This is a genomic window from Marinovum sp. 2_MG-2023, assembly GCF_030548265.1.
GTDB lineage: Bacteria > Pseudomonadota > Alphaproteobacteria > Rhodobacterales > Rhodobacteraceae > Marinovum.
Window position 1 is genome coordinate 89643 of record NZ_JAUOSD010000001.1, and the last position, 23344, is coordinate 112986.

General features: G+C 59.0%; 34 protein-coding genes. 28 read left to right on the plus strand and 6 right to left on the minus strand.

Translation table 11 applies throughout. From position 1 onward, the window contains the following. Positions 1-12: 12 nt before the first annotated feature. On the minus strand, positions 13-978 hold the full coding sequence (ubiA, locus tag Q4577_RS00430; RefSeq protein WP_303467297.1) for a 4-hydroxybenzoate octaprenyltransferase: 966 nt from the start codon (positions 976-978) through the stop codon (positions 13-15). Positions 979-990: 12 nt separating this feature from the next. Here ubiA and Q4577_RS00435 point away from each other — a divergent pair, with 12 nt between their 5' ends. Genes Q4577_RS00435 through Q4577_RS00445 form a run of 3 tightly spaced genes read left to right on the plus strand, consistent with a single transcriptional unit; the run spans position 991 to position 3670 of the window. Then, positions 991-1722 (plus strand): 16S rRNA (uracil(1498)-N(3))-methyltransferase, encoded by a 732-nt coding sequence (locus tag Q4577_RS00435; protein WP_244685671.1) that lies wholly within the window; start codon positions 991-993, stop codon positions 1720-1722. Beyond that, positions 1719-2240, plus strand: a complete 522-nt coding sequence (locus Q4577_RS00440) for a hypothetical protein (protein ID WP_303467294.1) — start codon at positions 1719-1721, stop codon at positions 2238-2240. Before Q4577_RS00435 ends, Q4577_RS00440 begins: the two co-directional genes overlap by 4 nt. A gap of 59 nt (positions 2241-2299) precedes the next feature. Beyond that, the gene (locus Q4577_RS00445; protein ID WP_303467291.1) at positions 2300-3670 is read left to right on the plus strand and encodes a glutamate--cysteine ligase; all 1371 of its coding nucleotides are present in this window, start codon (positions 2300-2302) and stop codon (positions 3668-3670) included. Between the two features lie 34 nt (positions 3671-3704). Here Q4577_RS00445 and Q4577_RS00450 read toward each other — a convergent pair whose 3' ends face one another. From Q4577_RS00450 to Q4577_RS00470, 5 genes are all read right to left on the minus strand, one after another. After that, on the minus strand, positions 3705-4745 hold the full coding sequence (locus tag Q4577_RS00450) for a low specificity L-threonine aldolase (RefSeq protein ID WP_303467290.1): 1041 nt from the start codon (positions 4743-4745) through the stop codon (positions 3705-3707). Beyond that, positions 4745-5215 carry a YcgN family cysteine cluster protein gene (locus Q4577_RS00455; RefSeq protein ID WP_244685679.1) on the minus strand — a complete coding sequence of 157 codons (471 nt, stop codon included), beginning with the start codon at positions 5213-5215 and terminating at the stop codon, positions 4745-4747. Before Q4577_RS00455 ends, Q4577_RS00450 begins: the two co-directional genes overlap by 1 nt. Next, positions 5212-6138 (minus strand): bifunctional riboflavin kinase/FAD synthetase, encoded by a 927-nt coding sequence (locus tag Q4577_RS00460; RefSeq protein WP_244685681.1) that lies wholly within the window; start codon positions 6136-6138, stop codon positions 5212-5214. The genes Q4577_RS00455 and Q4577_RS00460 overlap by 4 nt, the downstream gene beginning before the upstream one ends. A 144-nt stretch (positions 6139-6282) precedes the next feature. Continuing rightward, positions 6283-6465, minus strand: a complete 183-nt coding sequence (locus Q4577_RS00465) for a hypothetical protein (protein WP_244685683.1) — start codon at positions 6463-6465, stop codon at positions 6283-6285. Between the two features lie 73 nt (positions 6466-6538). Beyond that, positions 6539-7159: a TIGR02466 family protein gene (locus Q4577_RS00470; protein ID WP_303467284.1), complete on the minus strand. Its 621-nt coding sequence runs from the start codon at positions 7157-7159 to the stop codon at positions 6539-6541. A gap of 179 nt (positions 7160-7338) precedes the next feature. Between Q4577_RS00470 and rpmC the strand changes: the two genes are divergently transcribed. The 25 genes from rpmC to Q4577_RS00595 all read left to right on the plus strand — a co-directional run bounded on the left by rpmC (position 7339) and on the right by Q4577_RS00595 (position 23324). Continuing rightward, complete coding sequence (rpmC, locus tag Q4577_RS00475) at positions 7339-7539, plus strand: 50S ribosomal protein L29 (RefSeq protein WP_303467282.1); 201 nt, start codon at positions 7339-7341, stop codon at positions 7537-7539. A gap of 11 nt (positions 7540-7550) precedes the next feature. Further along, a complete protein-coding gene (gene rpsQ, locus Q4577_RS00480; RefSeq protein ID WP_244685685.1) occupies positions 7551-7781 on the plus strand; it encodes a 30S ribosomal protein S17 in 231 nt (76 codons plus the stop codon). A gap of 77 nt (positions 7782-7858) precedes the next feature. Next, the gene (gene rplN, locus Q4577_RS00485) at positions 7859-8227 is read left to right on the plus strand and encodes a 50S ribosomal protein L14 (protein WP_042456818.1); all 369 of its coding nucleotides are present in this window, start codon (positions 7859-7861) and stop codon (positions 8225-8227) included. A gap of 1 nt (position 8228) precedes the next feature. Beyond that, positions 8229-8540: a 50S ribosomal protein L24 gene (gene rplX / locus Q4577_RS00490; RefSeq protein WP_244685687.1), complete on the plus strand. Its 312-nt coding sequence runs from the start codon at positions 8229-8231 to the stop codon at positions 8538-8540. Next, positions 8533-9096: a 50S ribosomal protein L5 gene (rplE, locus tag Q4577_RS00495; protein WP_244685689.1), complete on the plus strand. Its 564-nt coding sequence runs from the start codon at positions 8533-8535 to the stop codon at positions 9094-9096. The genes rplX and rplE overlap by 8 nt, the downstream gene beginning before the upstream one ends. A 21-nt stretch (positions 9097-9117) precedes the next feature. Then, positions 9118-9423 (plus strand): 30S ribosomal protein S14, encoded by a 306-nt coding sequence (rpsN, locus tag Q4577_RS00500; protein ID WP_244685692.1) that lies wholly within the window; start codon positions 9118-9120, stop codon positions 9421-9423. Positions 9424-9437: 14 nt separating this feature from the next. Next, positions 9438-9830 (plus strand): 30S ribosomal protein S8, encoded by a 393-nt coding sequence (gene rpsH, locus Q4577_RS00505; protein WP_244685694.1) that lies wholly within the window; start codon positions 9438-9440, stop codon positions 9828-9830. A 13-nt stretch (positions 9831-9843) separates the two neighbouring features. Then, the gene (gene rplF, locus Q4577_RS00510; protein ID WP_244685696.1) at positions 9844-10377 is read left to right on the plus strand and encodes a 50S ribosomal protein L6; all 534 of its coding nucleotides are present in this window, start codon (positions 9844-9846) and stop codon (positions 10375-10377) included. Positions 10378-10388: 11 nt separating this feature from the next. Next, positions 10389-10748 carry a 50S ribosomal protein L18 gene (gene rplR, locus Q4577_RS00515; RefSeq protein WP_244685698.1) on the plus strand — a complete coding sequence of 120 codons (360 nt, stop codon included), beginning with the start codon at positions 10389-10391 and terminating at the stop codon, positions 10746-10748. A gap of 117 nt (positions 10749-10865) precedes the next feature. Continuing rightward, the gene (gene rpsE, locus Q4577_RS00520) at positions 10866-11444 is read left to right on the plus strand and encodes a 30S ribosomal protein S5 (protein ID WP_244685700.1); all 579 of its coding nucleotides are present in this window, start codon (positions 10866-10868) and stop codon (positions 11442-11444) included. A 5-nt stretch (positions 11445-11449) separates the two neighbouring features. Beyond that, entirely contained in the window at positions 11450-11638 is a 189-nt protein-coding gene (gene rpmD / locus Q4577_RS00525; RefSeq protein ID WP_244685702.1) for a 50S ribosomal protein L30, read from the plus strand. A gap of 356 nt (positions 11639-11994) precedes the next feature. Beyond that, the gene (locus tag Q4577_RS00530) at positions 11995-12213 is read left to right on the plus strand and encodes a DUF1127 domain-containing protein (RefSeq protein ID WP_303467269.1); all 219 of its coding nucleotides are present in this window, start codon (positions 11995-11997) and stop codon (positions 12211-12213) included. A 150-nt stretch (positions 12214-12363) separates the two neighbouring features. Beyond that, positions 12364-12582 (plus strand): DUF1127 domain-containing protein, encoded by a 219-nt coding sequence (locus Q4577_RS00535; RefSeq protein WP_303467267.1) that lies wholly within the window; start codon positions 12364-12366, stop codon positions 12580-12582. Positions 12583-13131: 549 nt separating this feature from the next. Beyond that, positions 13132-13602 (plus strand): 50S ribosomal protein L15, encoded by a 471-nt coding sequence (rplO, locus tag Q4577_RS00540; protein WP_244685708.1) that lies wholly within the window; start codon positions 13132-13134, stop codon positions 13600-13602. Between the two features lie 108 nt (positions 13603-13710). Next, positions 13711-15072 (plus strand): preprotein translocase subunit SecY, encoded by a 1362-nt coding sequence (gene secY / locus Q4577_RS00545; protein ID WP_244685711.1) that lies wholly within the window; start codon positions 13711-13713, stop codon positions 15070-15072. Positions 15073-15078: 6 nt separating this feature from the next. Next, complete coding sequence (locus Q4577_RS00550; RefSeq protein WP_303467262.1) at positions 15079-15720, plus strand: adenylate kinase; 642 nt, start codon at positions 15079-15081, stop codon at positions 15718-15720. Positions 15721-15981: 261 nt separating this feature from the next. Beyond that, positions 15982-16350, plus strand: coding sequence for a 30S ribosomal protein S13 (gene rpsM, locus Q4577_RS00555; protein WP_303467260.1), 369 nt, complete (start codon positions 15982-15984; stop codon positions 16348-16350). 15 nt (positions 16351-16365) lie between these two features. After that, positions 16366-16758: a 30S ribosomal protein S11 gene (gene rpsK, locus Q4577_RS00560; RefSeq protein ID WP_303467258.1), complete on the plus strand. Its 393-nt coding sequence runs from the start codon at positions 16366-16368 to the stop codon at positions 16756-16758. A 113-nt stretch (positions 16759-16871) separates the two neighbouring features. Continuing rightward, entirely contained in the window at positions 16872-17888 is a 1017-nt protein-coding gene (locus Q4577_RS00565) for a DNA-directed RNA polymerase subunit alpha (RefSeq protein ID WP_244685715.1), read from the plus strand. A gap of 179 nt (positions 17889-18067) precedes the next feature. Then, positions 18068-18490 carry an arsenate reductase (glutaredoxin) gene (gene arsC, locus Q4577_RS00570; protein WP_303467255.1) on the plus strand — a complete coding sequence of 141 codons (423 nt, stop codon included), beginning with the start codon at positions 18068-18070 and terminating at the stop codon, positions 18488-18490. Continuing rightward, positions 18483-19202, plus strand: a complete 720-nt coding sequence (gene arsH, locus Q4577_RS00575) for an arsenical resistance protein ArsH (RefSeq protein WP_303467253.1) — start codon at positions 18483-18485, stop codon at positions 19200-19202. Before arsC ends, arsH begins: the two co-directional genes overlap by 8 nt. Before the next feature lie 203 nt (positions 19203-19405). Beyond that, positions 19406-19825: a 50S ribosomal protein L17 gene (gene rplQ / locus Q4577_RS00580; protein ID WP_244685719.1), complete on the plus strand. Its 420-nt coding sequence runs from the start codon at positions 19406-19408 to the stop codon at positions 19823-19825. Positions 19826-19939: 114 nt separating this feature from the next. Then, positions 19940-20578 (plus strand): YitT family protein, encoded by a 639-nt coding sequence (locus tag Q4577_RS00585; RefSeq protein WP_303467251.1) that lies wholly within the window; start codon positions 19940-19942, stop codon positions 20576-20578. Positions 20579-20623: 45 nt separating this feature from the next. Continuing rightward, complete coding sequence (locus tag Q4577_RS00590) at positions 20624-22009, plus strand: trypsin-like peptidase domain-containing protein (RefSeq protein ID WP_303467249.1); 1386 nt, start codon at positions 20624-20626, stop codon at positions 22007-22009. A 4-nt stretch (positions 22010-22013) separates the two neighbouring features. Then, complete coding sequence (locus Q4577_RS00595; protein ID WP_303467247.1) at positions 22014-23324, plus strand: replication-associated recombination protein A; 1311 nt, start codon at positions 22014-22016, stop codon at positions 23322-23324. The last annotated feature ends 20 nt before the right edge of the window (positions 23325-23344 follow it).

Consider the following 23344-nt stretch of genomic DNA (forward strand, 5'->3'; position numbering starts at 1 on the left):
CGACAACTTCAATCACAGGGCCATCGCACCGGCGAAAAACAGCACAGGCAGCAGACCGGCATTGCGGTTCGAGCGGAACAACATCAACAGCCGGTCCATATTGTCGACGTCCAGCATCCGCATTTGCCACACCATGTGCCAGCCTAGCGCCCAAGGCCCGGCCAGCGCCACCACAAGTGTCAGGATCTCGCCCGAGGGGGCAGCCAGCAACACCGCCAGCCCCATCAGCGTGACCGCTGCGACCAGAAACCGCCGCAGCCAGATCGGTGTGGCCTCACCAAACAGACGCGCCGTCGATTTCACCCCGATCAACGCGTCATCTTCCTTGTCCTGAAGGGCGTAAATCGTGTCGTAAAACAACGTCCAGGCGATCCCGGCGAGGTAGAGGACCAGCGCGGGCAGTTCCAGCCGCCCGGAATGCGCGGTCCAGGCCAAAAGCGCGCCCCAGTTGAATGCAAGGCCGAGGAAAACCTGCGGCCACCAGGTGAACCGCTTGGCAAAAGGATACACAGCCACCGGCAAAAGCGACAGGATTCCAAGGAGGATAGCGGCAACATTGAATGTGAGCAAAATGGCAAAGGCGATGAGCGCCTGCGCCGCCATCCAGGCCACGGCCTGACGGACACTGACCTGACCTGACGGAATTGGCCGCGATGCAGTGCGGGCGACAGAGCCGTCAATATGGCGGTCCGTGATGTCGTTCCAGGTGCAGCCCGCGCCACGCATCAGGAATGCACCGAACCCACAACCGATAAATATCCACAGATCTTGCGGCGAGGCTTGTCTATCTCGAACCATTGCAAGGAGTAATCCCCACCAGCAGGGCGCAAGCAGCAGCCAAGTGCCAATCGGACGGTCAGCGCGGCTGAGCCGCAGATAGGGGCGTGTCGGGGCGGGGGCCAGGCGATCTACCCAATTGCCCTGCACTGCATCCGAAACCTGACCATCGGCCTCTGGTAACGGGCGTTGCTCTGACATATCTGTATTCCCATGAGTGGCACGATCAGACTGTATGTAGAACATGCATTGGGGCAGGGGCAAACCATTCCTCTGACCCGCGAACAGGCGCATTACCTTTTTGGGGTGATGCGATTGACGGCGGGTGCGCAACTGTTGTTGTTCAATGGCCAGGACGGCGAATGGCGGGCCGAAGTGGTGCAGGCGGGCAAACGCGGCGGCATCCTGATCTGTCAGGCGCAGACAAAGGAACAGGGTCTGCCGCCGGATCTTTGGCTGTTGTTTGCGCCAGTGAAAAAAGCGCGCACGGATTTCATTGTCGAAAAGGCGGTGGAAATGGGGGTGCGCCGGATCGTTCCGGTGCAGAGCGAGTTCACCAATTCTGACCGTATCCGCGCCGACAAACAGCGTGCCCATGCGATTGAAGCGGCCGAACAATGTGGCGCGACATTTGTCCCGGATGTGGCGGATATTCAGAAACTTTCCACCATTTTCGACAATTGGCCCGCTGAGCGAAAGCTGATGTTCTGCGATGAGACCCGTGTCGGCGGCTCTTTGGTCCTGGCGGACCTCATCGCCGCGGGGCCCGGACCCTGGGCGATTTTGATTGGGCCGGAAGGCGGGTTTTCCGCGTCGGAACATGCGCGATTGCGTGCTTTGGATTTTGCCCATCCGGTGGCGCTGGGCCCGCGTATCCTGCGGGCGGAAACCGCGGCGGTGGCGGCGCTGACCCTGTGGCAGATGGCGCTGGGGGATTGGCGATGAGTTTCATCAGAACAGAGGCCAAGGCCGCGATCTGGCGCTGGCGCGAGGTGATTGGCGGTCTCGGACTGGCGGCGCTGGGCGCATGGTGGTTGTTCGGCGTTCAGGGCTGGATGATCAATGGCGTCGGTTTGGGGCTGTTGGGTCTTTCCGGGGCTCTGATCTTTCTGGGATACCAACGCGCGCGATTCCGTGCGGACAGCGACGGCCCCGGGGTTGTGCAGGTCGTCGAAGGGCGGGTCGCCTATTTCGGCCCGCTGACCGGCGGCGCGGTGGATCTGGCTGAAATCGCCCGGATCAGCCTCGACCGGCGTCTGTTTCCGGCCCACTGGATCTTGGTGCAGCCCGGCAACGATCCATTGCATATCCCGGTGTCGGCCAAGGGCGGCGAGGCGTTGTTTGATGCCTTTGCCACATTGCCGGGGTTGCGCACCGAATACATGTTGCGCGAATTGGGTCGCGAGACATCCAACGAAACCGTGATCTGGAAACGGTACGAAACCACAGTTGCCCTGCATTGACTTGCGGCGCATTTCCGCCCATCCCTTAGCCCTCAACAACACCAGATTGGAGCACCCCCATGTCCATCCCTCAATCCGGCGGTGGCCCGATCGAACGGCGGGAACAACTTGCCGAGTATTTGGCATCCGGTTGTAAACCAAAGGAAAACTGGCGTATCGGCACCGAACATGAAAAGTTCGGCTATTGCAAAGATACGCTGCAGCCGCTGCCCTATGAAGGGGTGCGGTCGATCGAAGCGGTGCTGAACGGGCTGCGGGACCGGCATGGCTGGGCCCCGGTGACCGAGGGTGGCAAGCTGATCGGGCTGGAAAAAGACGGCGCCAACGTCAGCCTGGAACCCGGCGGCGCGCTGGAACTCAGCGGCGCACCGATGGAGACCATTCACCAGACCTGTGACGAGGTGAACCAGCACCTGCGCGAAGTCAAAGACATAGCAGATGAAATTGGCGTCCGCTTCATTGGGTTGGGCGCGGCGCCGGAATGGAACCATGATCAGATGCCGCTGATGCCCAAGGGGCGGTACAAGCTGATGGATGCCTATATGGGCAAGGTCGGCACCATGGGCCGGTCAATGATGCGGCGGACCTGCACGGTGCAGGTGAACCTTGATTTCGGGTCCGAGGCCGACATGGTGCAAAAGATGCGGGTGGCGATTGCTTTGCAGCCCGTTGCCACCGCGCTGTTTGCCAATTCGCCGTTTTTCGAGGGCAAGAAGAACGGTCACAAATCCTGGCGCTCGCGGATCTGGCGGGATCTGGATGATGCGCGCACCGGCATGGTGCCCTTTGTGTTCGAAGAAGGTTTCGGGTTCGAGCGCTGGGTGGAATATGCGCTCGATGTGCCGATGTATTTTGTCTATCGCGATGGCAAATATATTGATGCGCTGGGCATGTCGTTCCGCGATTTTCTAAAGGGCGAACTGCCGGCCTTGCCCGGTGAAGTGGCCACAATGAGCGATTGGGCCGATCACCTGACAACGCTGTTCCCCGAGGCGCGGGTTAAGAAATACATCGAAATGCGCGGTGCCGACGGCGGCCCCTGGCGGCGGCTGTGTGCCTTGCCTGCGTTCTGGGTTGGGCTGACCTACGATCAGGGCGCTTTGGATGCGGCTTATGATCTGGTCAAGGATTGGGATGCAGAAACCCGCGAGGAATTGCGGGTCGCGGCATCGGTCGACGGTTTGCAGGCCAAGGTGGCCGGTGTGAACATGCATGATCTCGCACGCGAAGTTGTTGCCATTTCCGAGGCCGGATTGACGGCGCGGGCGCGGCCGGGGTCCGGCGGATTGGTGCCGGATGAAACCCATTTCCTGAATGCACTGCGCGAAAGCCTCGACAGTGGCAAAGTGCCGGCCGATGAATTGTTGGATCAATATGACGGTGAATGGCAGGGCGATCTGACGCGGATCTATGCGGCGCATTCGTATTGAGGGTGTCGGAACGGTGCGTGGTCAACACGCACCGTTATTTGGGCAGCAGATCCAGAAATTGATCAATCTGCTCTGACGTCAACGACCAATCGCAGACCAGACGGCAGGACAGTGTTTCCTGCGCCTGACCCTCCAGCGACCCAAACAGCGAATATTGCGCGCCGGATGCCTGAAGATGGCGGTGCAGGTCACGGGGCAAGGCGCAGAAAATCATGTTGGCCTGCGGCTCATAGGCGAACTCCACCGCGCCGCAGCTGCGCAGGCCCGCCGCCAATCTGGCGCAATTCGCGTTCGCCTGCCTTGCCATATCCAGCCAGAGATCATCTTCGGTATAGGCCAGGATCTGGGCGGCAAGGAACCGATGTTTGGATGCCAGATGCGCCCCGCGCTTGCGGCGCAATTCGAATTCCCGCGCGCGGGCCGGGTCAAAGATCACAACGGCCTCGACCCCCAGCAGGCCGTTTTTGGTGCCGCCAAAGCTGACGACATCAATACCGGCCTTCCAACTCATGTCCGCAGGTGTGCATCCCAGCGCCGCAACCGCATTGGCGAATCTTGCGCCGTCCAGATGCACGGCGCTGCCAAACCCATGGGCAATGTCGGACAGGGTATGCAGATCCTGCAATTCATAAAGCGTGCCCCATTCGGTGACCTGGGTCAGCGTGACCGGGCCACATTGCGCCATGTGAAGATCGCCGCTGTTGTGGCGGGTCATGGCCTCGGTCAGGGCGGCGGGCAACATGCGGTCCTCGGTCCCGACCAAAGACAGCTTCGCCCCGCCGGAATAGAACTCTGGCGCATTGCATTCGTCGACCTGCACATGCGCGGCGGCGGTACAGAATATGGTGTCCCAGGGCCGCGCAAGGCAGGCCAGGGCCAGCGCATTGGCGGCGGTGCCGGTGGCCACAAGATAGACCGCGGCATCGGGCGCTTCGAATAGGGTACGCACGGCGTCAGCGGCCCGGTCGGAAAGATCGTCATTGCCATAGGGCGCGGCGTGGCCCTGATTGGCCTGCGCCAATGCCGCCATCACGCGCGGATGGGCCGGGCCGGAATTGTCGGAGGCAAAGAACATCAGAGCGGTTCCTCGATGATGTGATCTTCCCAATCGTCTTCGTCGATTTCGAATTCCGGCACCGTGCGGCCGCGCATCGACACGCCGGCATCATGAACGCTGTCGGCGGTGCCGGTGTTCAGCGGGTGCCACTCGGGCAGGGATTTGCCCTGCCACAACAGGCGATAGGCGCAGGTGCGCGGCATCCAATAGGCGTGGGTGTCGATATTGTCCGGCGTCATCACGATGCATTCGGGGACAAATTGGTGGCGGATCTCATATTGCGAACAGCGGCATGTGCCATCGTCAAACAGACGGCAGGCGACATTGGTCAACTCGACTTCGCCGGTGTCCTCGTCCTCAAGCTTGTTCAGGCAGCATTTGCCACAGCCGTCGCACAGCGCCTCCCATTCCTGGGGGGTCATCTTTTTCAGCGGTTTCTTTTCCCAGAAACGCGGGCTCAGGCCGCTGCGGTTGATTGGATCGCTCATAGGGCTGTCAGGATGTCACGGGCGCGGGCGCAATCATCCTCCATCTGGGCAATAAAGGCCTCAAGGCTGTCAAATGTCGCTTCGGGGCGCAGATAGGCCACCAGACCAATCGACAGATGCGCGCCATAAAGGTCGCCGGAAAAGTCGAACAAGAAGGTTTCGAGGTTGGGCATCTGACCGTTGAATTGTGGCCGCACCCCAAGCGAGGCCGCGCCGTGATAGCTGCCTTTGTGGGGGCCGTCCTTGACGTCCACCAAGACCGCGTAAACGCCAAACGCCGGAAGATGCAGCCCGGCCAACCCCATGTTCGCCGTCGGAAATCCCAAGGTGCGGCCGCGTTGTTCGCCCCCGACGACCGGCCCGGCAATGCGATGCCAATGGCCCAGCATTTCGGCGGCCGCCTCTGGCTTGCCCTCGGCCAATGCCTGGCGAATGGCGGTCGAGGAGATCTGATCCGTGCCTTCCTGCAACAGCGGGGCGATGGTGACATCAAACCCCATCTGTTCGCCAAATCGAACCAGATCGGCGGCATTGCCGGCGCGGCCCTTGCCGAAACAGAAATCGGCCCCCACCACCACATGGGTCAAGCCCAGACCGTCGCGGATCACGCGGGCGCAGAATTCTTCCGGCGACAGACCGGCCAAAGCATGGTTGAAATTCAACTCATAAAGCTTTTCCACGCCCAGCTTTTCCAACCGGCCCACCCGTGCTTCGGGTGACATCAAGCGGAAGGGCGGGGCATCGGGGGCAAAGAATTCGCGTGGATGCGGTTCAAACGTCAAAATCCCCAGCGGTGCGTCGGCACGTCGCGCCAGATCAATGACAGACAGGTGCCCGCGATGGACACCGTCGAAATTGCCGATGGCGACGCTGGTGCCGCGATCCTGTGGCTCGATGAATTGAAAGTCTCGTATGATGCGCATGGCGAAGGCCTAGCCGCGCGGCCCCGCGCTGGCAAGAGGTCCAATTGCAAAGTTGCGCATTCCCCCAAGGCCGTCCCCCATAGCTGCCCGCCAAAGTCGTCTGGCGTCCGGCGGGGCAGGGGGCAACAGGTCAGTGGGCGGCGGTCACTTCTGGCGCGGGCCACGCATGCGGTGGATCGTGTCGCGCACACGCCCCCAATCGGCGGCCTCGGCCTCATTGCCCGCGGCCTCGCATTCCCGCATCTTGGCGGAGACTTCGATAATCGCGCTGTCGCCGTGGGCGGCAATCAGTCGGCTGGCATAGTCACTGGTCTGGATGGCGTCCATTGGTGTTTCCTCGCGTTGGGTTCGGACTCACTCGGGGCGCCTTAGATAGCACATTTTGCCAAAATTTTGAAGGTCAGCTCCAGCCGTAGTTAAAACTGACACTGATCCGGTTGTCTTCCGAGGCGTTCATCGGCACCTCATGGCGCAGGAAGCTTTCCCACAGCAGGACATCGCCGACTTTGGGGGCCTCGTATATAAAGGTGCGCAGATCTTCGCGCGCGTCCTTGCGGCGTGCCGGGGCGGCCATCATCCGTTCCGATCGCGGATCTTCCAATTTCAACGCCGAGGCCCCGTCGGGCATCGCAACATAGGTGGTGCCGCTGATCACCGAATGCGGGTGAATATGTGACGAATGAAATCCTCCCTCTGGCAGGATGTTGATCCAGATATCTTCAAGCTTCAGCGCCCGCCCGTCGAGGTCAAATTCAAGATCCTCGGCAAAGGCCGCGACATGGGCATCCAGCGATTTCACCAGATCGGCAAAGATCGGAAACCGCCAGGGCAGGTCGGTCAACGAGGCATAAGAAGTATAGCCGGGATAATCGTTATCCTCACACCAATCCTGGCCGGCCTCGTCATCTTCGGCAATCACAAGGCAGGAGTTCTCCAACTCTGCGGCGTTAAGGATCGGGCTATGCTCCGACAGCGGAGCACGGTAAAGGCGGGTCACAAAGAGAGAGCGGATATTGGCCATGGGGCTGGTTTAAACCCGCGCTGGATAATGGGCAATCACGAGTATTCCCGGTGGAACGGGAAAACACCTTGCCAAGATGTGGTTTCACGCCTATACGGCCCCTTCATCCAAGCACTCCAGCGGACAAAGGGTGACCCCTCGCGGGGCCCTCCGTTGATGTTGAAGAAGGAAAAAAGGCGATGAAAGCCAACGAATTGCGTGAAAAGACGCCGGATCAGCTTCGTGAAGATCTGGCCAATCTGAAAAAAGAATCGTTCAACCTGCGCTTCCAGCAAGCGACCGGGTCGATGGAAAACACAGCCCGCATGCGCACTGTTAAGCGTGACGTGGCGCGCGTGAAGACCATTTTGAACCAAAAAGCCGCAGCAGCAGCTGAATAAGGAGCCAGAAAATGCCCAAACGTATCCTTTCTGGCACCGTGACCAGCGATGCCAACGCCCAAACCGTAACCGTGTCGGTGGAACGCCGTTTCAAGCACCCGGTTCTGCGGAAAACCATTCGTAAGTCCAAGAAGTACCGGGCGCACGATGAAAAGAACGCCTTCAAGGTCGGCGACACAGTTCGAATCATCGAATGTGCCCCGAAGTCGAAGACGAAACGCTGGGAGGTTCTGGAGGCGTAAGCGCCCCCAGGCCTTTTGGTTTGATCGAAACCCTGGGGAACAGGCAATAAAGCCCCCCAAAGGTCAGGAGAAACCCCATGATCCAGATGCAGACCAATCTGGATGTCGCTGACAACTCCGGCGCTCGCCGGGTGCAGTGCATCAAGGTTCTGGGTGGTTCCAAGCGTAAATACGCTTCTGTTGGCGACATCATTGTCGTCTCGGTAAAGGAAGCCATCCCGCGTGGTCGCGTAAAGAAAGGTGACGTCCGCAAGGCCGTCGTCGTGCGCACCGCCAAAGAAGTCCGTCGTGAAGACGGCACAGCGATCCGCTTTGATCGCAACGCAGCTGTTATCCTGAATAACAACAACGAACCCGTCGGCACCCGTATCTTCGGGCCGGTTGTTCGTGAACTGCGCGCCAAAAGCTTCATGAAAATCATCTCGCTCGCCCCGGAGGTGCTGTAAGATGGCTGCCAAGTTGAAAAAGGGCGACAAGGTCGTCGTGCTGGCCGGCAAGGATAAAGGCAAAGAGGGTTCGATTTCCTCGGTCAATCCCGCCGCAGGCAAAGCAATTGTGGAAGGCGTCAATGTCGCCATCCGCCACCAGAAACAATCCCAGACAAGCCAGGGCGGTCGTACCCCCCAGGCAATGCCGATCGACCTGTCGAACCTGGCGCTTCTGGATGCCAATGGCAAAGCAACCCGCGTCGGTTTCCGCATGGAAGGTGACAAGAAGGTTCGTTTTGCCAAGACCACGGGGGACGTGATTGATGCTTGATGCTGCAACTTATACCCCGCGTCTGCGTTCGCTTTATGACGACACCATCCGTGGTGCTCTGAAAGAAGAATTCTCGTACAAGAACGAGATGCAGATCCCGCGTCTGGACAAGATTGTTCTGAACATTGGCTGCGGTCGCGCCGCCGTGAAAGACAGCAAGAAAGCCAAATCGGCCCAGGCCGATCTGACAGCAATTGCCGGTCAACACGCGGTTGTCACCATTGCCAAGAACTCGATCGCGGGTTTCCGCGTTCGCGAAGGCATGCCAATGGGCGCCAAGGCGACCCTGCGCGGCGCGCGCATGTATGACTTCCTCGACCGTTTGATCACTGTCGCTATGCCCCGTATCCGCGACTTCCGCGGCATTTCGGGCAAGTCGTTTGATGGCCGTGGCAACTATGCCCTGGGTATCAAGGAACATATCGTGTTCCCCGAGATCGACTTCGACAAGGTGGACGAGGCCTGGGGCCTGGACATCGTGATCGCCACCACCGCGGCAACTGATGCGGAAGCCAAGGCGCTGTTGAAAGCATTCAACATGCCCTTCAATTCGTGACGCGGGCGAGAGGATAAAGACATGGCTAAGAAAGCAATGATCGAACGTGAGAAGAAGCGCCAGAAGCTGGTGGCACAATACGCCACCAAACGCGCCGAACTCAAAGAAATCGCAAACGACGAATCCAAGCCGATGGAAGAGCGCTTCAAAGCGCGTCTGAAACTGGCGAAATTGCCGCGCAACTCGTCGGCAACCCGTTTGCACAACCGCTGCCAGCTGACCGGTCGTCCGCACGCGTACTACCGCAAGTTGCGCATCAGCCGTATCGCGCTGCGTGAACTGGGCTCCAAAGGCCTGCTTCCCGGCGTCGTGAAATCGAGCTGGTAAGGGAGGGTATATAGATGAACGATCCTATCGGCGATATGCTCACTCGTATCCGCAACGCCCAGATGCGCGGCAAGTCGACTGTGTCGACCCCGGCGTCGAAGCTGCGGGCCTGGGTGCTCGATGTGCTTGCGGATGAAGGTTACATTCGTGGCTACGAGAAAACCACTGACGAACGCGGTCACCCCGCGATCGAAATCAGCCTGAAGTACTTTGACGGAACCCCCGTCATCCGCGAATTGCAGCGGGTGTCGAAGCCGGGCCGTCGCGTGTACATGGGTGTGGACGAAATCCCCACGGTCCGTCAGGGCCTTGGTGTTTCCATCGTCTCCACTTCAAAGGGTGTCATGTCGGATGCAAATGCACGCACTGCCAATATTGGCGGCGAAGTGCTTTGCACCGTATTCTAAGGAGGTTTGAGATATGTCTCGTATCGGCAAACAGCCTGTCGCTCTTCCTGATGGCGTAACGGCATCCATGTCGGGTCAGACCATTGAGGTCAAAGGCCCAAAAGGCACCAAAAGCTTTACCGCAACCGACGACGTGACGCTGACCATCGCAGATGGCACCGTCAAGGTCGAACCGCGCGGCAAGTCCAAACGTGCCCGTCAACAATGGGGCATGAGCCGCACCGTTGTGGCGAACCTGGTGCATGGTGTGTCCAACACTTTCAAGAAAGAACTTGAAATCCAAGGTGTTGGTTATCGTGCACAGCTGCAGGGCAAGGTTCTGAAACTGAACCTTGGTCTGTCCCACGACGTTGATTTCCAAATTCCGGAAGGTATCACCGTGACTGTTCCGAAGCCGACTGAAATCGTGATCGAAGGTCACGACATTCAAGAAGTCGGTCAGGTCGCGGCGAACATTCGCGCATGGCGCAAGCCCGAGCCCTATAAAGGCAAAGGCATCCGCTACAAAGGCGAATATATCTTCCAGAAGGAAGGCAAGAAGAAGTAAGGACGAAGGCAATGGCAAACAGCAAAAGACAACTGTTCCTCAAACGCCGTCTGCGCGTCCGGAACAAACTCCGCAAGATGAACCGTGGGCGCGTGCGTCTGTCGGTCCATCGCTCGAACAAGAACATCTCGGTCCAGCTGATCGACGACGTGCAGGGCAAGACACTTGCCTCCGCGTCCTCGCTCGAAAAGGATCTGGGCGTTCTGGGCAAGAACAACGCGGAAGCCGCGTCGAAAGTGGGCACTGTTATCGCAGAGCGCGCCAAGGCAGCCGGTGTCGAAGAATGTTACTTCGACCGTGGTGGTTTCCTGTTTCACGGTGGCATCAAGGCTCTGGCCGATGCTGCGCGTGAAGGTGGCCTGAAGTTCTAAGATGTGGGGGCGCGTCACTCGCGCTCCTCGATGATCGGGGGCCTCGGAGAGATCCGGGGCCACTGCGATTGAAAAGACCCGGCGCGATTGCCGCGCCAGACATAAAGGATTTGCCACATGGCAGAACGTGAAAACAGAGGCCGGGGCCGTCGCGATCGCGATGAGACACCGGAATTCGCAGACCGTCTGGTCGCGATCAACCGGGTTTCCAAAACCGTAAAAGGTGGTAAGCGCTTCGGCTTTGCCGCTCTTGTGGTTGTTGGTGACCAAAAAGGCCGCGTTGGTTTCGGCAAAGGTAAAGCGAAAGAGGTCCCCGAGGCCATTCGCAAAGCCACCGAACAAGCCAAGCGCCAGATGATCCGCGTGCCGCTGCGCGAAGGTCGCACGCTGCACCACGACATCGAAGGTCGTCATGGCGCCGGCAAGGTTGTCATGCGGACCGCCCCCCAGGGTACTGGTATCATCGCCGGTGGTCCGATGCGGGCCGTGTTCGAAATGTTGGGTGTTCAGGACGTGGTCGCAAAATCGACCGGTTCGCAGAACCCCTATAACATGATCCGTGCCACGCTGAACGCGCTGACCCGCGAATCGAGCCCCCGTATGGTGGCCCAGCGTCGCGGCAAGAAAGTGGCCGACATCCTGCCCAAGCGTGAAGACGCCCCGGCAGAATCGACCCAAGTCGCTGAGGAGGCCTGAAGCACATGGCAAAAACCATCGTCGTGAAACAGATCGGTTCGCCGATCCGTCGCCCGGAAATCCAGCGCAAGACGCTGATCGGCCTGGGCCTGAACAAGATGCACAAAACCCGCGAGCTTGAGGATACCCCCTCGATCCGCGGCATGGTCAGCAAGATCTCGCATCTGGTCGAAATCATCGAAGAACGCGGCTAAGCCTTTTTACAAGGTTGCACCGGTGAAAATACAACGCCCTCCGAGATTTCGGGGGGCGTTTTCGCGTTTATGGACTGCATTCTGTCCGAAATGACGTCGCGGCATGTTGTGGTTTGGGCGTGTTTTCAGGGCGCCTGACCCGACGAAAACATCCTTGGTTGTTTGAAATTTATAGTATTTTCAGTACCTTATCGTCAATTTGCACGCCCTTATGCTGCATTGCAGAAAATGCATGGCGGGTTGTCTGTAACGTGCGTTGTTAGCGCTGCCGTCTCGGCCTATCTGTTTGGCACGGAGGACGTGAAACCAAACAAACATCAGGGAATAGGCCCTGAACCTTCGAAAGGACGCACAACATGGCACATGCACTGTCAAACACTTCCATCGGCTTCGGCCCGAATTCCAGCGTTTCCAAGCTGGTTACAGCATTCAAAACTGCGCGCGCCCGTCGGGCGATCTTTGCGCAGACATACTCAGAGCTGGCAAATCTGAATGACCGCGAACTGGCCGACATCGGCGTAGCACGCAGCAACATTCGCGCAATTGCCAAGAAGCACGCAGAAAGCGCGCTCTGAGCCAAACATCGGGGAAGGGCGGGGCTGTAGAGCGGAGCATAAGCATCCGGCGCAGCGGCCAGTAAGGGCCAGCCCACTCCCACGAACATCATTGATGCGCCACGCGCGCGGCCGGTCCATCGGGAACGGCACATCCAAAGGAACACGAAAATGGCATTTGTCCAAAACACAGCAACAACAAACGACGGCTTTGGCTTTGCATCCAAGGTTTATGACTTCTTCGCAGGCATCCAAACGGCCGCCCGCAAGCAGAAGGTCTATGCTGACACTTATGCAGAACTGTCGTCGCTGACCAATCGCGAGCTGGCCGATATCGGCATCGGCCGCAGCGACATCAAGGCAATCGCCTTGGACCAAGCAGGTCTGTAAGCCTCTGCCGCGGTGATCGTTGAACGGGCTGACATCAGTCCGAACACACATTGAGCATTTCAGAACGCGCCGGGAACGGCGCGTTTTTTTTGCATTTTTGCGGCCGGGTTGATTGCGCCCTGGGCGGCGTTTGCAAACTGCCAGTGCTTTCAGCAAGGTGATTGCATTTTGTGCAGATCGGGTATGTCAAACTGTCGTTAGTGGTTGGCGCTGGCTGGGTATACGACAGCCACAGACACTCACTCTTGGAATGAAAACAATGACATTTCTGAAATCGATCGCCGCCCGTGTTGCCCGTGCCCTGCGTGCAGAGCCGGTGCCTTGCTGGACTGACTATCTGCGTCAAACCGGCGGCAAAGCCTGATATCTTGCTGACCAAGCCGATGCTTGGGTTGGCATAAATGCGACGATAGCGCGGCACCACTTGCGTGGCGCCGCTTGCGCCGTTATACGCGCCCGGTGACCCAATGAGGTCACGACTCATGTAAACAAAAAACGCCGTGGTCTGCCAAATTCGCTTCGGGGCAGCATCCGGCAAGGAGAAGCGATATGAAACTGAATGAACTTCACGACAATCCCGGTGCAACAAAACGCCGCAAGCGTGTTGGCCGTGGTCCGGGTTCCGGGATGGGCAAAACTGCCGGTCGTGGTATCAAAGGTCAGAAATCCCGTTCGGGTGTGGCGATCAAGGGCTACGAAGGCGGTCAGATGCCGCTGTACCAACGTCTGCCAAAGCGTGGCTTCAACAAGCCGAACCGCAAGGCATACGCTGTTATCAACCTTGGCCTGATCCAGAAATTTGTTGATGCAGGCAAGCTTGACGCCGCATCGATCACCGAAGACAGCCTGGTCGCTTCGGGCGCGCTGCGCCGCAAATTGGACGGCGTGCGTGTGCTGGCCAAAGGTGAATTGACCACCAAAGCGACCATTTCGGTCACCGGTGCCTCGAAGGCCGCAATTGATGCGGTTGCAAAGGCTGGCGGCTCTTTGACGGTCACAGCTGCAGCAGCAGCCGAATAAGCGGGTTGTGGGGGGCGCGTTCGCCCCTTACATAGCTTACAGTTTTCCAAACGCCGCCCGCCGGAAAACGGTCAGGGCGGCGTTTTCATAGAGCGAGACACTAAAGCCATGGTATCAGCAGTAGAGCAGATGGCGGCCAACACCAGCTGGGCGGCGCTTGGCAAGGCGACCGACCTGCGTAACCGCATCCTCTTCACCCTCGGTCTTCTGATCGTCTATCGTCTTGGCACCTTTATTCCGGTGCCCGGAATTGATGGTGCGGCGCTGCGCGAGTTCATGGAACAGGCGGGCCAGGGGATCGGCGGCATGGTGTCGATGTTCACCGGCGGCGCTTTGGGCCGGATGGGGATCTTTGCTCTGGGTATCATGCCCTATATCTCGGCCTCGATCATTGTACAGCTGCTGACCTCGATGGTGCCTGCGCTGGAACAATTGAAAAAAGAGGGCGAGCAGGGCCGCAAGAAAATCAACCAATGGACCCGCTACGGCACCGTGTTCCTCGCGACATTCCAGGCCTATGGCCTTGCGGTTTCGCTTGAGGCCGGGGATCTGGTCACTGATCCGGGTTGGTATTTCCGCGCCGCGACAGTGATCACCCTGGTCGGTGGCACCATGTTCCTGATGTGGATTGGTGAACAGATCACGGCACGTGGTCTTGGCAACGGCATCTCGTTGATCATCTTTGTTGGCATCATCGCCGAAGTTCCGGCCGCATTGGCACAATTCTTTGCCTCTGGCCGCAGCGGGGCCATCAGCCCGGCGGTGATTGTCGGGGTCATGGTGATGGTGATCGTGGTGATTATGTTCGTGGTCTTTATGGAGCGCGCGCTGCGCAAGATCACGATCCAGTATCCGCGCCGTCAGCAGGGCATGAAAATTTCCGAAGCCCAGCAGAGCCACCTGCCGGTCAAGGTGAACCCGGCCGGCGTGATCCCGGCGATCTTTGCTTCGTCGCTGCTGTTGCTGCCGACCACAATCGCCACATTCAGCGGCAATCAGACCAGCCCGATCATGTCGACGATCCTAGCCTATTTCGGCCCTGGCCAGCCGCTCTATCTGGCGTTCTTCGCCTTCATGATCGTGTTCTTTGCCTATTTCTACACCTTCAACGTCTCGTTCAAACCCGATGACGTGGCGGACAACCTGAAGAATCAGAACGGATTTGTGCCCGGCATTCGCCCCGGTCCGAAAACGGCGGAATACCTGGAATATGTTGTCAATCGCGTGCTTGTGCTCGGGTCGGCCTATCTGGCGGCGGTCTGTCTGTTGCCCGAAATTCTGCGCGGTCAGTTTGCGATCCCGTTCTATTTCGGCGGCACCTCGGTTCTGATTGTGGTGTCGGTCACCATGGACACGATCCAGCAGGCGCAAAGCCATCTTCTGGCCCATCAATACGAAGGTCTGATTCAGAAGTCGCAGCTGCGTGGTAAAAGCAAGTCGCGCAAGAAGCGCAGCCCTGTCCGGAGATAACACCCCATGAACATCATTCTTCTTGGCCCCCCCGGCGCGGGCAAAGGTACACAAGCGCGCATTCTTGTTCAGGAACGCGGTATGGTTCAGCTTTCGACTGGCGACATGCTGCGCGAAGCCAAGGACAGTGGCACGACTATGGGCAAACGCGTGGCAGAGGTCATGGCGCGCGGTGAACTGGTGACCGATGAGATCGTGATCGGTCTGATTGAAGAGAAACTGGAGAAAGATGCCAATTGCGGCTTCATCTTTGACGGTTTCCCCCGGACGCTGGCCCAGGCCGACGCGCTGGAGGCTTTGCTGGCCAAACATGGCAAATCGCTGAATGCCGTGATCGAAATGCGGGTCGATGACGAGGCGCTGGTGGCGCGGATCACTGCGCGTTCGACCTGTGGTGCCTGTGGCGAGGTCTATAATGACCAGACCAAACCTTGGCCCGCCGATGGCAAATGCAGCAATTGCGGCAGCACCGATCAGAAGCGCCGCGCCGATGACAACGAAGAGAGCCTGCGCACGCGGTTGATGGCATATTACAAGCAAACATCGCCGCTGATTGGCTATTACTATGCCAAGGGTAAACTGCGTCCGATCGACGGCATGGGGTCACCGGCTGAGGTCCGCCACGAAATGGGAATTCAGCTGGGTTGATCGTTTTTGACTCCGATTCCCGGACCGGCACCGGCCCTGATTTACCGACAATGGGTCCGCGTTTTAGAAAACTCTTGACAGGGGGTTGACGATGCGCCCGCAGGCTCATAGTTACCCCTATCTCGCCTTAGGCGAGTGATTCCCATTTGGGAATGCTATCACCTCGAAATCAGCGGCGGCCCGGGCGCATATTGCCTCGGGCTTACGTTGTGAAAAAAGGTTCTGGAACCACGGAACCGCAACGCAAAAGGAAGATGACACTTGGCACGTATCGCCGGCGTTAACATCCCGACCCACAAACGGGTCCCGATCGCCCTGACTTATATTACCGGAATTGGCCACACCTCGGCCCGCGAAATCTGCAAATCCGTGAACATCGACGAATCGCGTCGTGTGAACGAGCTGTCCGATGCCGAAGTGCTTGCCGTGCGCGAACACATCGACGCCAACTATAGCGTCGAAGGTGACCTGCGCCGCGAAGTGCAAATGAACATCAAGCGTCTGATGGACCTTGGCTGCTACCGTGGCCTGCGCCACCGTCGCAACCTCCCTGTTCGCGGTCAGCGGACCCATACCAATGCGCGCACGCGCAAAGGCCCGGCGAAAGCAATCGCTGGCAAGAAGAAGTAAGGGAGGCCTGATCCAATGGCACGTGATACTCGTCGCGCAACGAAGAAGAAGGTTTCCAAGAACATCGCAACTGGCGTTGCGCATGTGAACTCTTCTTTCAACAACACCAAAATCCTGATTTCCGACGTACAAGGCAATGCAATCGCATGGTCGTCCGCCGGCACCATGGGTTTCAAAGGGTCGCGTAAATCGACCCCTTATGCCGCACAGATGGCTGCTGAAGATGCGGGCAAAAAAGCCGCAGATCACGGCATGAAGACGCTGGAAGTCGAAGTTCAAGGCCCCGGTTCGGGTCGTGAGTCGGCCCTGCGCGCCCTGGCTGCGATCGGTTTCAACATCACTTCGATCCGTGATGTGACCCCGATGGCCCACAATGGCTGCCGCCCGCCGAAGCGTCGCCGCGTCTAATCTGAGAATACTGGTTTGGGGCCGGGCCTTCGGGTGCGGCCTCATGCTGTCAAATGGTAACCTCGGGCGCTTTTGCCTTTGGACATGGGGTAAGAGCAGGAATGGAGGGACGCATGATCCACAAGAACTGGGCCGAATTGATCAAGCCAACACAGTTGGACGTCAAACCCGGCAACGATCCTGCACGTCAGGCCACCGCCGTGGCCGAACCCTTGGAACGCGGCTTTGGTCTCACGCTCGGCAATGCGCTGCGCCGTGTGCTGATGTCGTCGCTTCAGGGTGCCGCGATCACATCCGTACAGATCGACAACGTTCTGCATGAATTCTCCAGCGTGGCTGGCGTACGTGAAGACGTGACAGATGTTGTGCTGAACCTCAAGGGGGTTGCCCTGCGCATGGAAGTCGAAGGGCCGAAGCGCCTGTCGATCAATGCCAAGGGTCCGGGTGTTGTCACCGCCGGTGACATTTCCGACAGCGCCGGCATCGAAGTGCTGAACAAGGATCATGTGATCTGCCACCTCGACGAGGGCGCGGATGTCTACATGGAACTGACCGTCAACACCGGCAAAGGCTATGTTGCGGCTGACAAGAACAAGCCGGAAGATGCGCCCATCGGATTGATCCCGATTGATGCGATCTATTCGCCGGTCAAGAAAGTGTCGTATGACGTGCAACCGACCCGCGAAGGTCAGGTTCTCGACTATGACAAGCTGACGTTGAAAATCGAAACCGACGGTTCGGTCACACCAGAAGATGCCGTGGCATATGCTGCGCGTATTCTTCAGGATCAACTGTCGATCTTCGTCAACTTCGACGAGCCGGAATCGGCATCGCGTCAGGATGATGATGATGGTCTGGAATTCAACCCGCTGCTGCTGAAGAAAGTGGACGAGCTGGAGCTTTCTGTCCGGTCTGCAAACTGCCTGAAGAACGACAATATCGTGTATATTGGCGATCTGATTCAGAAGACCGAAGCAGAGATGCTGCGCACGCCGAACTTTGGCCGCAAGTCGTTGAACGAGATCAAGGAAGTGCTGTCCGGCATGGGCCTGCACCTTGGCATGGATGTCGAGGATTGGCCGCCAGACAACATCGAAGATCTGGCGAAGAAATTCGAAGACGCATTTTGATCGTCTTTGACATTGAACGGAAAGGGCAGGGCGCAAGCGCTGCCCTTTTTCGTTGTCGTACCGCGTTCCAAAGATGTTACTTCATGATTTCGTGAAATAGGATTGCCGCGCCCGTCGAATCCCGCTAATCCGCCGTCAGTGCAGGGTGTTCTGCACCAATCGGACACAGGGATGACGGTATGAGCGTTTTGATCCACCACAACCCGGATTGCGGCACATCGCGCAATGTCCTGGCCATATTGACCAAGGCGGGCCTTGATCCGGTGGTCAATCTCTATCTTGAAACCGGCTGGACACGCCCTCAATTGCTGGGCCTGTTCGCGGCTGCCGGCATCACCCCGCGCGAAGCACTGCGGGTCAGACGATCCCCGGCCGAGGAACTTGGTCTGACCGATCCCGCGGTGTCAGATGATGCGCTTTTGGATGCCATGGTCGAACATCCGATTCTGGTGAACCGCCCGATTGTCTGCACGCCGTTGGGTGTGAAGCTTTGTCGCCCGTCCGAAGCGGTGTTGGATCTGATCGCGGATTGGCCTGCCGGGCCGCTGTTCAAGGAAGACGGTGACATGATTTTGAATGAAGCAGGAGAGCGCGTTGTCTGACGATCCCACCACCCCGAATCTGGATGACACCCAGGTGCAACAGCCAAACGCCGATGAATTGGGCAACCCGCTGCGGTCGTCCCATGCGGCGCGAATCCTTTTGCTGCATGGGTCTCTGCGGGACCGGTCCTATTCACGTCTCGTGAACGAAGAAGCGGCCCGCATCCTGAAGAAACTGGGCTGTGAGACGCGGGTGTTCGACCCCTCTGGCCTGCCGCTGCCGGATGATGCCGACGCCAGCCACCCCAAGGTGCAGGAACTGCGCGATCTGGTGGCCTGGTCCGAGGGCATGGTCTGGTGTTCGCCGGAACGCCATGGGTCGATGTCCGGGATCATGAAAACCCAGATCGACTGGATTCCCCTGTCCATCGGCGCGGTCCGCCCAACCCAGGGCAAGACGCTGGCGGTGATGCAGGTCTCTGGCGGCTCGCAAAGCTTTAATGCGGTGAACCAGATGCGGGTGTTGGGGCGCTGGATGCGCTGTCTAACAATCCCGAATCAAAGTTCTGTGGCCAAGGCGTTTCTGGAATTTGACGATGCGGGTCGGATGAAACCATCGGCCTATTACCGGCGAATCGTGGATGTGATGGAGGAATTGGTGAAATTCACCCTGCTGACCCGCGATCTGAAGGACCATTTGACCGACCGCTACAGCGAACGGGTCGAAAGCGCGGCGGATCTGTCGAAAAGGGTGAACCAAAAGGCGATCTGAGGCCCGTTCCGGGGCTTGTCGCGGCACCCGCTTTCAGCTAAAGACCGGCATCCGATTGGACAACGATTCAATTGGCAAAGTTGGGGCCGTTTGGCCCCTTCGTATTTCCGGGCAAAGCCCGGTCGCAAGAATGGGCATCCCGCCCCAAGGAGAGTGGCCCGCCGCATGGGTCGCCGGACAAAGCATAAAGAAGGAAAGACCACATGCGTCACGCAAAAGGCTATCGCCGCCTCAACCGCACCCATGAGCACCGCAAAGCGCTGATCTCGAACATGTCGGGATCGCTCATCGAGCATGAACAAATCAAAACCACCCTGCCGAAAGCCAAAGAGCTGAAGCGCGCGGTGGAAAAGCTGATCACTCTTGGCAAACGTGGCGATCTGCACGCCCGTCGTCAGGCCGCAGCCCAGCTGAAAGAAGACAAAGACGTCGCAAAATTGTTCGACGTGCTTGGCCCGCGTTACGCTGAACGTAACGGCGGCTACACCCGCGTACTGAAAGCCGGTTTCCGTTATGGTGACATGGCGCCGATGGCCATCATCGAGCTGGTCGACCGTGATGTCGACGCCAAAGGCGCCGCCGACAAGGCCCGCCTTGCCGAGCTTGAGGCCGCCGAAGACTAAAACCGACCAAGTTTTGACCATCCGAAACCCCTGCTCATCCGAGCGGGGGTTTTTCTTTGCCATTCTGGTGTGTTGCTGGTTTCTAGGGGTGGCCCACCCACGCCGGAGATTGTCATGAAATTTCGCTTGTCTGCCTTTGATATTCAGGGGCTTGCCTTTGGGATCGTGATGATCAGCCTCGGGGTTCTGTTCCTGAAATCCGCGGGTTTGGTCACCGGCCAGACCGCCGGAATTGCCCTTTTGCTGTCCTATCTGTTGCCGCTGGATTTTGGCCCGCTGTTTTTCCTGATCGGTGTGCCGTTTCTGGTGCTTGCCTGGGTGAAACGCGGCCCTGTTTTTGCCCTGCGCACCATCATTGTGGTTGTCGGGGTGTCGGTCGTGTCCGATGTGTTTGGCCGGTTTGTCCTGTTTGAGCGGCTGGATGCGCCGCTGGCGGCCCTTCTTGGCGGCGCGAGCAGCGGGATCGGTCTGGTCGCGGTGTTCCGCCACAATGCGTCAGCCGGGGGGATGACGATCCTCGGGATCATTTTGGAACAAAAAACCGGGTTCAAGGCCGGCTGGTTCCAGCTTTCGGTGGATGCCTTTGTCTTTCTGGCTTCGGCCTTTGTGCTCAGCCCGTCCCAGTTGGCATATTCGTTCCTGGGAACGTTGATCACCAATTTCGCAGTGATCTGGAATTTTGATGTCGCCCAAAGCGCAACGGGGCGTCCGGGGTATGGCCGCCCGGCCAACAGCCCGCCTCCCTTGCAATAGCGGGACGATAGGGACATATCTGAACTCCAATCTCGGAGGGGTTCGATGTTCCGTTTGTTCCTGATTTGCCTGTCTTTTGTGTCGCTCGCGATGTCGGCGCAGGCCGAGACGCGGGTGCCGCAAAATCAATCTGAAATCTCGCTCAGCTTTGCGCCGCTGGTCCGCGAGGCCGCGCCCGCCGTCGTCAACATCTATGCCAGACGCGTGGTCGAAAGCCAGCGCAGGCCCTTTGCCGATGATCCGTTCTTTGGCCAGCTTTTCCGCGACTTCGGCAATACCCGGCCCCGCGTGCAAAATTCGCTGGGCTCCGGGGTGATCCTGTCGGCGGATGGGATTGTGGTGTCAAACTACCATGTGGTGGGGCAGGCGACGGATATTCGTGTTGTGCTGAACGACCGGCGGGAATTCAGCGCCTCGGTTCTGCTGTCGGATGAGCAAAGCGATCTGGCCATTCTGCAACTGGATGGCGGGGACGAGATGCCGCATCTGGATTTTCGCGACAGTGATACGGTCGAGGTCGGCGAATTGGTGCTGGCCATCGGCAATCCCTTTGGGGTGGGCCAGACGGTGTCGTCCGGCATTGTTTCGGGTCTGGCGCGGTCCGGCATGGCCACCGGCAACATGCGCGGCTATTTCATTCAGACCGATGCGCCAATCAATCCCGGCAATTCCGGCGGTGCCTTGATTGATGTTCAGGGGCGGTTGATTGGTATCAATACCTCGATTCTGACCCGGTCGGGGGGATCAAACGGCATTGGTTTTGCCATTCCGGCCTCGCTTGTGCAGCAATTTGTGGAACAGGCGCGTCAGGGACATGCGCGGTTTCAGCGCCCCTGGGCGGGGCTCAGCGGCCAGGGGGTAGACGCCGATCTGGCCGAGAGCCTGGGCCTGGATCTGCCCGGTGGGGTGGTGATTGCGGATATGCATGACGCCAGCCCCTTTGCCGCCGCCGGGCTGGGCGTGGGGGATGTGATCGTTGCGGTGGATGGCCAGCCGGTGAATACGCCACCCGAAATGATTTTCCGCATGGCGGTGCGCGGGATTGGCGCCACGGCTGAGGTCAGCTTTGTCCAGAATGGCGAGGTGAGGGCGGCCCCTGTCGACATGATCGCCCCGCCGGACCTGCCGCCGCGTGACGAGGTCACTTTGGGCGCGCGTGATCTGTTGACCGACCTCAGAATTGCCCGGCTGAACCCGGCGGTGCGCGACGAATTGGGTTTCGGCGAAGAAGCCGAAGGCGTGGTTGTGCTGGCCACCGGAGAAATCGGTGCCCGGCTGGGCCTGCGAGAAGGTGATATTCTGTTGGCGATTGGCCGCAATGTTGTCGTCGAACCGGGGGATGTGGCGCCTCTGTTGCGCAATCTGTCGGGCCGTGTGGCCATCCAGATCCAACGTGGCAGCCGTCGAATTTCGCTGCGGTTCCGGCTTTAGCGGCGTGGCGGACTTATTTGACACAGGCGCGGGGGCAACCCCCGACACCGCACCGCGTCCCCTGGCCGACCGGCTGCGCCCGGCGGCGCTGGACGAGGTGATTGGACAGGAACAGGTGCTTGGGCCCGAAGCGCCGCTTGGGGTGATGCTGGGGGCCGGCGCGCTGTCGTCCTTGGTGTTCTGGGGGCCGCCGGGGGTGGGCAAAACCACGATCGCGCGGTTGTTGGCGGATGCGACCGATCTTAATTTCGTTCAGATCAGTGCCATTTTCACCGGGGTTTCCGACCTGCGCAAAGTGTTCGAGGCCGCCCGCCACCGCCGGGCCAATGGTCAGGGCACGTTGTTGTTTGTCGACGAGATCCATCGTTTCAACAAGGCGCAGCAGGACGGGTTCCTGCCGCATATGGAGGATGGCACCATCCTTCTGGTGGGGGCGACCACGGAAAACCCCAGTTTCGAGTTGAACGCCGCGCTTCTGAGCCGCGCACAGGTGCTGGTGCTGACCCGGCTGGAGCTGGCGGATCTGGAACGGCTGGCACAGCGGGCCGAAAGAGAGCTGGATCGCGCCCTGCCGCTGGATGGTCCCGCGCGTGAGGCGCTGTTGGAAATGGCCGACGGCGATGGCCGGGCGCTGCTGAACCTTGTCGAACAGATCATGGCCTGGGATGTGCCGGACAAGCTGGACACAACCGCATTGTCAGGACGGTTGATGCGGCGCGCGGCGCAATACGACAAATCCGGCGACGCGCATTACAATCTGATTTCCGCGCTGCACAAATCGGTGCGGGGCTCGGACCCGGATGCGGCGCTTTACTGGTTTGCCCGGATGCTGGAGGGCGGCGAAGATCCGCGATACCTCGCTCGGCGGATCACCCGCATGGCGGTCGAAGACATCGGGCTGGCCGATCCCCAGGCTCAGGCCTATTGCGTGCAAGCTTGGGAAACCTTTGAACGGCTGGGCAGCCCCGAAGGCGAATTGGCGATTGCCCAGGCGCTGGTCTATCTGGCGCTGGCGCCGAAATCCAACGGGGTCTATGTGGCCTACAAGGCCGCAAGACGCGAGGCCAAGCGCACCGGTTCTGAACCGCCACCGAAACATATCCTGAATGCGCCGACCCGGTTGATGAAGGATCAGGGGTATGGCGACGGCTATGCCTATGACCATGATGCCGAAGACGGGTTTTCCGGCCAGAACTATTTCCCCGATACGATGAAACGACCCGAGCTTTATGTGCCGGTGGAACGCGGGTTCGAGCGCGAGTTGAAGAAGCGGGTCGATTATTTCGCCAAGCTGCGCCGCAAACGCGAAAGCTAGGGCACAGCCCTTCACCTTGA

Coding starts and splice junctions, on each gene's coding strand:
- ubiA (WP_303467297.1), bottom strand. CDS start 978: ATGTCAGAGCAACGCCCGTTACCAGAGGCCGATGGTCAGGTTTCGGAT.
- Q4577_RS00435 (WP_244685671.1), top strand. CDS start 991: ATGAGTGGCACGATCAGACTGTATGTAGAACATGCATTGGGGCAGGGG.
- Q4577_RS00440 (WP_303467294.1), top strand. CDS start 1,719: ATGAGTTTCATCAGAACAGAGGCCAAGGCCGCGATCTGGCGCTGGCGC.
- Q4577_RS00445 (WP_303467291.1), top strand. CDS start 2,300: ATGTCCATCCCTCAATCCGGCGGTGGCCCGATCGAACGGCGGGAACAA.
- Q4577_RS00450 (WP_303467290.1), bottom strand. CDS start 4,745: ATGTTCTTTGCCTCCGACAATTCCGGCCCGGCCCATCCGCGCGTGATG.
- Q4577_RS00455 (WP_244685679.1), bottom strand. CDS start 5,215: ATGAGCGATCCAATCAACCGCAGCGGCCTGAGCCCGCGTTTCTGGGAA.
- Q4577_RS00460 (WP_244685681.1), bottom strand. CDS start 6,138: ATGCGCATCATACGAGACTTTCAATTCATCGAGCCACAGGATCGCGGC.
- Q4577_RS00465 (WP_244685683.1), bottom strand. CDS start 6,465: ATGGACGCCATCCAGACCAGTGACTATGCCAGCCGACTGATTGCCGCC.
- Q4577_RS00470 (WP_303467284.1), bottom strand. CDS start 7,159: ATGGCCAATATCCGCTCTCTCTTTGTGACCCGCCTTTACCGTGCTCCG.
- rpmC (WP_303467282.1), top strand. CDS start 7,339: ATGAAAGCCAACGAATTGCGTGAAAAGACGCCGGATCAGCTTCGTGAA.
- rpsQ (WP_244685685.1), top strand. CDS start 7,551: ATGCCCAAACGTATCCTTTCTGGCACCGTGACCAGCGATGCCAACGCC.
- rplN (WP_042456818.1), top strand. CDS start 7,859: ATGATCCAGATGCAGACCAATCTGGATGTCGCTGACAACTCCGGCGCT.
- rplX (WP_244685687.1), top strand. CDS start 8,229: ATGGCTGCCAAGTTGAAAAAGGGCGACAAGGTCGTCGTGCTGGCCGGC.
- rplE (WP_244685689.1), top strand. CDS start 8,533: ATGCTTGATGCTGCAACTTATACCCCGCGTCTGCGTTCGCTTTATGAC.
- rpsN (WP_244685692.1), top strand. CDS start 9,118: ATGGCTAAGAAAGCAATGATCGAACGTGAGAAGAAGCGCCAGAAGCTG.
- rpsH (WP_244685694.1), top strand. CDS start 9,438: ATGAACGATCCTATCGGCGATATGCTCACTCGTATCCGCAACGCCCAG.
- rplF (WP_244685696.1), top strand. CDS start 9,844: ATGTCTCGTATCGGCAAACAGCCTGTCGCTCTTCCTGATGGCGTAACG.
- rplR (WP_244685698.1), top strand. CDS start 10,389: ATGGCAAACAGCAAAAGACAACTGTTCCTCAAACGCCGTCTGCGCGTC.
- rpsE (WP_244685700.1), top strand. CDS start 10,866: ATGGCAGAACGTGAAAACAGAGGCCGGGGCCGTCGCGATCGCGATGAG.
- rpmD (WP_244685702.1), top strand. CDS start 11,450: ATGGCAAAAACCATCGTCGTGAAACAGATCGGTTCGCCGATCCGTCGC.
- Q4577_RS00530 (WP_303467269.1), top strand. CDS start 11,995: ATGGCACATGCACTGTCAAACACTTCCATCGGCTTCGGCCCGAATTCC.
- Q4577_RS00535 (WP_303467267.1), top strand. CDS start 12,364: ATGGCATTTGTCCAAAACACAGCAACAACAAACGACGGCTTTGGCTTT.
- rplO (WP_244685708.1), top strand. CDS start 13,132: ATGAAACTGAATGAACTTCACGACAATCCCGGTGCAACAAAACGCCGC.
- secY (WP_244685711.1), top strand. CDS start 13,711: ATGGTATCAGCAGTAGAGCAGATGGCGGCCAACACCAGCTGGGCGGCG.
- Q4577_RS00550 (WP_303467262.1), top strand. CDS start 15,079: ATGAACATCATTCTTCTTGGCCCCCCCGGCGCGGGCAAAGGTACACAA.
- rpsK (WP_303467258.1), top strand. CDS start 16,366: ATGGCACGTGATACTCGTCGCGCAACGAAGAAGAAGGTTTCCAAGAAC.
- Q4577_RS00565 (WP_244685715.1), top strand. CDS start 16,872: ATGATCCACAAGAACTGGGCCGAATTGATCAAGCCAACACAGTTGGAC.
- arsC (WP_303467255.1), top strand. CDS start 18,068: ATGAGCGTTTTGATCCACCACAACCCGGATTGCGGCACATCGCGCAAT.
- rplQ (WP_244685719.1), top strand. CDS start 19,406: ATGCGTCACGCAAAAGGCTATCGCCGCCTCAACCGCACCCATGAGCAC.
- Q4577_RS00585 (WP_303467251.1), top strand. CDS start 19,940: ATGAAATTTCGCTTGTCTGCCTTTGATATTCAGGGGCTTGCCTTTGGG.
- Q4577_RS00590 (WP_303467249.1), top strand. CDS start 20,624: ATGTTCCGTTTGTTCCTGATTTGCCTGTCTTTTGTGTCGCTCGCGATG.